6 protein-coding genes are annotated in these 8,301 nt (G+C 71.0%); 2 read left to right on the forward strand and 4 right to left on the reverse strand.

Translation table 11 applies throughout. The features are described 5' to 3' along the window. Positions 1 to 7 precede the first annotated feature (7 nt). Positions 8 to 2,356, reverse strand: a complete 2,349-nt coding sequence (locus tag ACWD0Y_RS13420) for a glycoside hydrolase family 31 protein (RefSeq protein ID WP_450260480.1) — start codon at positions 2,354 to 2,356, stop codon at positions 8 to 10. A 216-nt stretch (positions 2,357 to 2,572) separates the two neighbouring features. On the opposite strand from ACWD0Y_RS13420, the gene ACWD0Y_RS13425 reads away from it, so the two are divergent. Continuing rightward, complete coding sequence (locus ACWD0Y_RS13425; protein WP_450260481.1) at positions 2,573 to 4,549, forward strand: acetoacetate--CoA ligase; 1,977 nt, start codon at positions 2,573 to 2,575, stop codon at positions 4,547 to 4,549. A gap of 111 nt (positions 4,550 to 4,660) precedes the next feature. After that, on the forward strand, positions 4,661 to 5,560 hold the full coding sequence (locus ACWD0Y_RS13430) for a hypothetical protein (RefSeq protein ID WP_450260482.1): 900 nt from the start codon (positions 4,661 to 4,663) through the stop codon (positions 5,558 to 5,560). A 63-nt stretch (positions 5,561 to 5,623) separates the two neighbouring features. On the opposite strand, the gene ptsP is transcribed toward ACWD0Y_RS13430, so the two are convergent. The 3 genes from ptsP to ACWD0Y_RS13445 all read right to left on the reverse strand — a co-directional run. Further along, positions 5,624 to 7,294 (reverse strand): phosphoenolpyruvate--protein phosphotransferase, encoded by a 1,671-nt coding sequence (ptsP, locus tag ACWD0Y_RS13435; protein WP_450260483.1) that lies wholly within the window; start codon positions 7,292 to 7,294, stop codon positions 5,624 to 5,626. Positions 7,295 to 7,380: 86 nt separating this feature from the next. Continuing rightward, positions 7,381 to 7,830: a PTS sugar transporter subunit IIA gene (locus ACWD0Y_RS13440; protein ID WP_093801949.1), complete on the reverse strand. Its 450-nt coding sequence runs from the start codon at positions 7,828 to 7,830 to the stop codon at positions 7,381 to 7,383. Positions 7,831 to 8,118: 288 nt separating this feature from the next. Beyond that, a partial coding sequence (locus ACWD0Y_RS13445; RefSeq protein WP_450260484.1) for a hypothetical protein occupies positions 8,119 to 8,301 on the reverse strand: 183 nt, incomplete at its 5' end.

Raw genomic sequence — 8,301 nt, forward strand, 5'->3', positions numbered from 1 at the left:
CGCCGCCTCAACAGCCCCGTACCCGCACCGGAAGCCCCACCTCTCCGCCGCCTTCCCGCTCCACCAGCACCCGGCCGCTGTCCACCCGCGTCGTGAACCGCTCGACCTCCGCCCGCTCCCAGCCGTCGCCCGCGTCCCTCACGAACAGTCCTCCTCCGGTACGCCCGGCAGCCGGTGCCCACACCTCAAGCGCCGGCCCGCCGTCGTCACCCCGCACGGGAATCACGGCGCCGGCCCGCGCCAGCACGGGGACACGCGACAGGGGCGCCTCAAGCAGCACCTGGCTCTGCCCTTCGTACGCCTCACCGGTCGCCGTGTCGTACCACCGTCCGCGCGGCAGCCGCACCGCTCTGCGGTCCGCACCGTGCTCCAGTACGGGAGCGACCAGCAGACAGTCCCCGAGAAGAAAAGCGTCCTCGCAGTCCCGCAGCGCCCGGTCCTCGGGCGTACCCCACCACACGGGACGCACATAAGGCGCACCGGTGAGGTGGGCCAGATGGGACAGCGTCACGAAATACGGCAGCAGCCGCTCCCTTTCGGCGAACGCGGCCCTTGCGTGTTCGAGCACCTGCGGACCGAACTCCCAGGGCTCCCCGCCGCCCGCGGCATGTGTACGGAACAGCGGAAGGTGGGCGCTCAGCTGCAACCGGCGCAGATACAGCTCGGGGGAGGGCGTGCCGTCGAACCCGCCGGCACCGGAGCCCGAGTACGGCACGCCGCACAACCCGAGACCGAGTGCGAGGGAGAGCGAGGCGCGCAGTCCCGGCCAGCCCGTCGCCGTCCCCTCGGAACAGATGCCGCCGTACCTCTGTACGCCTGCCCACCCGGAGCGCGAGAAGAGAAACGGCCGTTCCCCGCAACGCGCTTTCCGCAGCCCTTCGTAACCGGCGCGCGCCATCCCCAGCCCATAGACATTGCGCGCCTCCCGATGATCGCCGCCGCGGCCCTCCAGGCTGTGCCGTGCGGAGCGCGGCAACGACGGATCACCGAAGGGAGAGAAGGCCACCGGTTCGTTCGACTCGTGCCCCACCCCACAGAAGTCCCGGGCGGACGGCTCTTCGTACAGCGACGCCCACCAGGCACGCACGCGCGGATCGGTGAAATCCGGGTAGACACGCTCCCCGGACCTGCCCGCCCCGCGCACCTCGTCCCCCCGCGCGTCCCGTACGAACGCCCCCACGGCCTTCCCGCTGTCGTACAGCGCGGCGCCGGGCTCAGCCCTGACGGCGGGACCGACCACCGGGACCAGCCGCACCCCCGACGCCCTGAGATCCGCGGCGAGCCGGGGAAGGCCAGGAAAACGCCCGCGGTCGACAGCGAAGGCCTGACGCCGGTCGCAGTGGTCCACGTCCGGTCCCGGCCCCGGCTCCAGGTGCAGTACGGACAGCGGAAGCCCCCGCTCCTGATAGCCGGCGACGGTCCGCCGAACCTCCCCTTCACCGCCCGGACCCCGCTGTGCGTGCTGCGGACCGAGCGCCCACGACGGCGGAAGCGCGGGAGCACCCGTGAGCGCGGTCCAGCCCTGCAGCACGCGCGCCGGAGTACCGGCCACGACCCAGCAGCGCAGCGGCCCGCCGTCCATGCGCAGCTCACTCGTCCCCGGCCGGTCATGGCCCGACCCCGCCCCCTCCTCGCCCTCCCGCAACGTCACCCGGCCCTCCCACGTGTTGTCGTGGAAGGCGAGATGCGTTCCCGCGTCGGAGACGACCAACTGCACCGGCATGGTGACGGAGAGCGGCTCGTCGCCCGGGGCGCGGCTCTCGCCCGGACCGGCGTTCCACAGGCGGTACGGGCCACCCCGCAGCCGGAGCCCCGAAGACCGCCCGCCAAGACCGAAGAACCGCGCGTCCGCCGGCACCTCGCTGCGCTGCAGCCAGCGAGCGGGCCCGCCGCCGGCCGGCTCCCACCAGCGCGGCGGCAGCTCCCGGCGGAGCACCACGCCGCCCGGCGTACGGACCTCCACAGCACCGTGCCGCGAAACGGCGACCGTGAGCCGCTCCGACACCACCTGCCAGCCGCCGTCCTTGTCGGGCTCCAGCTCCGCCCTGGGATCCGGCTCCGGGCACGCACCCGCGAGCGCGTACGAGGGCTCCGGACCCGCACCGTCCCAGCCCCAGAACACCGCGCCGCCCACCGCGACCATCACCCGCAGCTCCGAGCGGGCGAAACGAACCACCCCGCCGCCCCGCTGCGGCTCCGCGCCGGTCACCGCACCGGGCACCCGGGCCCGCTCGGCTCCCCGCGGCTCCAGTCCCCGGGCGTCCGTACGACGCCGCCGCCACGCGGAGCGCGCGACGCGCAGCCCCTGCACCGTGCCGACCAGTTTCACCGAGCGCACCAGGTCACGACCGTCCATGCGGCTCACCCTGCCATCCGGACGCACGCGCACGGGGGGCGTTCAACTGCCGTTCACCCGTGGTGCGCGCACATGACCGGACGCCCGGCTGTGGGCGGTCCGCTCTGGTGCGCAAGACGATCACGTGGCATCGTCCCTTTCAGCCGCCTCGTGCGCACACCCTTCGCACGTGCGCGCGACACACGCACACCACGCGTACAGCCCGGGAGCCGCCCCATGTCCTCAGCAGCGAACACCGCGCCCCTCTGGCAGCCGGACGCGGACCGCATCGCCGCCGCAGCCGTCACCCGCTTCCAGAGCTGGGCGGCCGAGCGGTACGGAGCACCGGCCGACGGCGGATACGCGGCGCTGCACCGCTGGTCCGTCGACGAGCTCGACACCTTCTGGAAGGCCGTCGCCGACTGGTTCGACGTGCGCTTCTCCACGCCGTACGAAACGGTCCTCGCCGACCGTTCCATGCCGGGCGCCCAGTGGTTCCCGGGAGCCACCCTCAACTACGCGGAACACGCCCTGCGCACGGCCGAGGACCCCTCCCGCGCGGACGACCCCGCCCTCCTCCACGTCGACGAGACCCACGAACCCGTCCCGGTGAGCTGGTCCGAGCTGCGCCGCCAGGTGGGCTCCCTCGCCGCCGGACTGCGCGCCCTGGGCGTACGCCCCGGAGACCGCGTCAGCGGATACCTCCCCAACATCCCCCAGGCCACCGTCGCCCTGCTCGCCACCGCCGCCGTCGGCGGGGTCTGGACCTCCTGCGCCCCCGACTTCGGCGCCCGCAGCGTCCTCGACCGCTTCCAGCAGGTCGAGCCCGTCGTCCTGTTCGCCGTCGACGGCTACCGCTACGGCGGCAAGGAGCACGACCGTACGGACACCGTCGCCGAGCTCCGCCGCGAGCTCCCCACCCTGCGCGCCGTGATCCACATCCCCCTCCTCGGCACCGAGGCCCCCGAAGGCGCCACGGACTGGTCCGCGCTCACTTCCTCGGACACGGAACCGGTCTTCGAGCAGGTCCCCTTCGAACACCCCCTGTGGGTCCTGTACTCCTCGGGAACCACGGGTCTGCCCAAGGCCATCGTGCAGTCCCAGGGCGGCATCCTCCTGGAGCACTTCAAGCAGATCGGCCTGCACTGCGACCTCGGTCCCGAGGACCGTTTCTTCTGGTACACCTCCACCGGCTGGATGATGTGGAACTTCCTCGTCTCCGGTCTCCTCACGGGCACCACGGTCGTCCTGTACGACGGCAGCCCCGGCTACCCCGGGACCGGCGCCCAGTGGCGCGTCGCGGAGCGCACCGGAGCCACCCTCTTCGGAACCTCGGCGGCGTACGTCATGGCCTGCGCCAAGGCAGAGGTCCACCCCGCACGCGACTACGACCTCTCCCGCGTCAAGTGCGTGGCCACCACCGGATCCCCGCTCCCGCCCGACGGTTTCCGCTGGCTCCACGACGAAGTCGCGTCCGACCTCTGGATCGCATCGGTCAGCGGCGGCACGGACGTCTGCAGCTGCTTCGCCGGCGCGGTCCCCACCCTCCCCGTCCACATCGGAGAGCTCCAGGCAGCCTGCCTCGGCACCGACCTCCAGGCCTGGGACCCCCAGGGCAAGCCGCTCATCAACGAGGTCGGCGAACTGGTCGTCACCAACCCCATGCCGTCCATGCCGGTCCACTTCTGGAACGATCCCGACGGCAGCCGCTACCACGACAGTTACTTCGACACCTACCCCGGCGTGTGGCGGCACGGCGACTGGATCACCCTCACCGACCACGGCTCGGTGGTCATCCACGGCCGCTCCGACTCCACCCTCAACCGTCAGGGCGTCCGCATGGGCTCGGCCGACATCTACGAGGTGGTCGAGCGCCTTCCCGAGATCAGGGAATCCCTCGTCATCGGCCTCGAAGAGCCCGACGGCGGCTACTGGATGCCGCTCTTCGTCCACCTCGCCGAGGGCGCCACCCTCGACGACGCCCTGCGCACCCGCATCAAGCAGGCCATCCGCACCGAGCTCTCCCCGCGCCACGTCCCGGACGAGATCATCGAGGTCCCCGGCGTCCCGCACACCCTCACCGGCAAGCGCATCGAGGTGCCCGTCAAACGTCTCCTCCAGGGCACGGCCCTCGCCAAGGCCGTCAATCCGGGCTCGGTCGACAACCTCGACCTCCTCCGTTTCTACGAAACCCTCGCCCGCACCCGTCACTGAAGGCCTCGCCCGCCCCACATCGGACCGTCGGCGGCCACCTCACGGAGCGTACGTTGTCAGTGCCGCCGGTTACGGTGAGTGAGCAATGATCGACTGCGCTCAGGGGGAGTCATGGCGCACACCAAGTCCACGAAGCACCACAAGAGCAAGGCCATGCGGCGCACACTCCGCCGCGAAGCGCCCAGCACGGTAGGTCTGTTGGCCGACGAACAGGACTTCGCGGCCATGACGGGCTACGAGACCTTCGTCTTCGACGACCACACGGCCTACCTCAAGGAGGTCGAAGGCCTGCTGCGGGCCCTCGCGGCACAAGGAGTGCACACCACCGTCGCGCTCTTCGACCCCGAGGACTTCCTGGAGTTCTGCCGGGCGACCGGAATCGATCCCGACACGCCGCAGAGCCGCACCCGCTTCACCGCGGAAGTCGCGGTCTGCGGCGCCTCCCTCCCGTACACCGGCCAGCCCATCGACAGCCTCGTGCCCCTGCTCGTCAACGAAGCCGTCCGGCAGACCACTTGGGAGTACGCGACCCTGCTCCTGGCCCGACTGGGCAACTGCGCCGAGTGCGGCGAGGACATCGGCCGCGAGGCCCTCGACCGGGCCTCGCGCCTCGTCACGCGCCTGCTCGAACAGGCGGGCCCCGGCAGCCATCACCTCGTCTGCAGCGTCCCGGCCGAAGAGGAACAGCTCCTCGCCGTGCTCCACGCGGAGCGCACCGCGAACGAGCCGGTCCGCCTGACCGAGCCCGGAGGCGCGGAATTCGTGACGGTCCTGGCAGCGGGCATCGCCGTGGAAAGCCCCGGGGGAGTGGTACTGAGGACCACCGAGCCCGGGGCACCCGACCGGCTCCACGGCTGGCGGCTCCAGCAGGGCCGACTGGTCGCACTCACAGCGGGGGAGGTCTTCAGCGCCTACTGCACGGACGCGGAGACCGGCGATCCCGTATCCCCCGAGCCCGGCGTCGAGTACTGCCCGGGCTTCGACATCGAAGAGCCCGACATCCACCACTGATACGCCCGAGGGCTCCCGGCCGTTTCGGCCGGGAGCCCTCGGATCCACACAAGAACCGTCCGGTCACTCGCCGGACAGCACCGCCTGCGCGGCCGCCCGGGCCTCGTCGGCGGTGTCCGTGGCACGCGCCGCAGCAGCGGCACGCTCGCACTGGGCGAGCGTGTGCTTCGCCAGCGTCGCGCGGACATAAGGGATGGCCTTCGCGCCCATCGACAAGGAGGTGACGCCCAGCCCGGTCAGCACACAGGCGAGCAGCGGATCGGCCGCAGCCTCACCACACACGCCACAGCTCTTGCCCTCAGCCTTCGCGGCGTCGGCCGAGGCCGCCACCAGGTCGAGCAGCGCCGGCTGCCACGGGTCCTGGAGCCGCGACACCGCACCGACCTGCCGGTCAGCGGCGAAGGTGTACTGCGCCAGGTCATTCGTCCCCAGCGAAAGGAATTCGACCTCCTGGAGAATCGAGCGCGCCCGCAGCGCGGCGGACGGAATCTCGACCATCGCGCCGAACTTCGCCCGCAGCCCGGCCGCACGGCACGCGTCCGCGAACGCCTTGGCGTCCGTACGGTCCGCGACCATCGGCGCCATGACCTCCAGGTACACCGGCAGGCCCTCGACGGCCTTCGCCAGCGCGGTCAGCTGCGTACGCAGCACGTCCGGGTGGTCGAGCAGAGACCGCAGGCCCCGCACACCGAGCGCCGGGTTCGGCTCCTCGGCCGGTGTCAGGAAATCGAGCGGCTTGTCCGCGCCCGCATCCAGCACCCGCACGACCACGCGGCCCTCGGGGAACGCCTCCAGAACCTTGCGGTACGCCTCGACCTGCTTCTCCTCCGACGGCGCCTGCTTGCTGTCGTCGAGGAAGAGGAACTCCGTACGGAACAGACCCACGCCCTCAGCACCGGCCTCGACCGCGGCCGGCACATCGGCGGGACCGCCGATGTTGGCGAGCAGCGGCACCTTGTGGCCGTCGGACGTCGCACCAGGCCCGGTAGAAGCCGACAAGGCCGCCCTGCGAGCAGCGGCAGCCGCCTCGAGCTCGGCACGCTTCTCCGCACTCGGATCGACGAAGATCTCGCCGGTGCTGCCGTCCACCGCGACGACCGTGCCCTCGGCCAGCTCACCGGCGCCCGGCAGAGCCACCACGGCCGGCACACCCAGCGCACGCGCCAGAATCGCACTGTGACTGGTCGGCCCGCCCTCTTCGGTCACGAAGCCGAGCACCAGCGCGGGGTCCAGCAGCGCCGTGTCGGCGGGAGCGAGATCCCGCGCGATCAGCACGTACGGCTCGTCACTGTCCGGGACACCCGGCATCGGCACGCCCAGCAGACGGGCGACGATACGATTCCGCACGTCGTCCAGGTCCGCGACCCGGCCGGCCAGGTACTCACCGGCATTCGCCAGCAGAGCCCGGTAGGCGGCAAAGGCGTCGTACACGCCACGCTCGGCCGTACTCCCGACGGCGATGCGCCGGTCCACGTCAGCCATGAGCTCGGGATCCTGCGCCATCATGGCCTGCGCCTCGAGCACGTGCTGTGCCTCGCCGCCGGCCAGGTTGCCGCGCGCAATCAGGTCGGCGGCCACAGCCTCCACGGCCTGACGGGCACGCCCCTGTTCGCGCTCCGCCTCCTCCGCGGGAATCTGCTTGGCCGGCGGCTCCAGAACCGCCGTGCCCATGTGCCGAACCTCGCCGATCGCCACACCGTGGCTCACGCCGACGCCTCGCAGCGTTGTCTCCATTTCACCGTCTCCGATAGTTGCGGCGGCACTCTGTCCAGTCCACCGCGATGGATGTCGTACCCGCGGCCGTTATGACGGCGCCGGCGTCACTGCCAGCTGAAAAGCGCGTCGCCGGGCTTCACGTCGCCGTCCTCGACCAGGTCGACAAGAGAGTCGGCCGTGGCCTCGAGCGCCACGACAGGGCACACCGGCGACTTGCCGGCCTCTTCGACGGCTGCCGGGTTCCACCGCACGACCGCCTGGCCGCGCGTCACCGTGTCCCCCTTGTTCACGAGCAGCTCGAAGCCTTCACCATTGAGCTGCACGGTGTCGATGCCCAGGTGCGTCAGAACGCCGTGCCCGTCGGCGTCGACGACCACGAAGGCGTGCGGGTGCAGGGAGACAATGACACCGTCAACGGGGGCCACGGCCTCCGAGGGCTCACGTACGGGGTCGATGGCGGTGCCAGGACCGACCATCGCACCGGAGAACACCGGGTCGGGGACTGCGGCAAGTCCGATGGCGCGTCCAGCAAGTGGCGAGGTCACGCTGGTCATGGGGGCCTCCCAGGGGGCGGAGAGATTCGTGTGCCGCCGTCACTACCTGTCCAGGACGGCGTACTGTTCAGAAGGGTAAGTCACGAGAAGTCCCGGTTCCGCATGAGAGCTACCGCTTGGCGGACCTAGGGGGTGCACCGGAAGGATTTGCCTCGTCTGCCGGAGCGAGGTAGTCTCGTAGTCCTGCCTGACACCAGCACCCACCTCTGAGTGGGGCGCAGGTCGGCAGCCTCCATCAAGTCCAGACCCTATCTCGGATCTGAATTCTGCATGTTCGCGGAACGACGGTCAGAGAAACGGAAAAGCACTGATAGAGTCGGAATCGCCGGAAAGGGAAACGCGGAAGCGGGAACCGGAAGGCGCCGAGGAAGTCGGGCCGGAAAGGGTCTGATAGAGTCGGGAACACGAAATGCCGAACGAAAGCCCGGAGGAAAGCCCGCGAGGGTGAGTACGAAGGAAGCGTCCGTTCCT

Source organism: Streptomyces altiplanensis, assembly GCF_053591575.1.

Bases quoted from the DNA above. Each gene is read 5' to 3' on its own strand.
- ptsP (WP_450260483.1), bottom strand. From the start codon at position 7,294: ATGGAGACAACGCTGCGAGGCGTCGGCGTGAGCCACGGTGTGGCGATC.
- ACWD0Y_RS13420 (WP_450260480.1), bottom strand. From the start codon at position 2,356: ATGGACGGTCGTGACCTGGTGCGCTCGGTGAAACTGGTCGGCACGGTG.
- ACWD0Y_RS13430 (WP_450260482.1), top strand. From the start codon at position 4,661: ATGGCGCACACCAAGTCCACGAAGCACCACAAGAGCAAGGCCATGCGG.
- ACWD0Y_RS13440 (WP_093801949.1), bottom strand. From the start codon at position 7,830: ATGACCAGCGTGACCTCGCCACTTGCTGGACGCGCCATCGGACTTGCC.
- ACWD0Y_RS13425 (WP_450260481.1), top strand. From the start codon at position 2,573: ATGTCCTCAGCAGCGAACACCGCGCCCCTCTGGCAGCCGGACGCGGAC.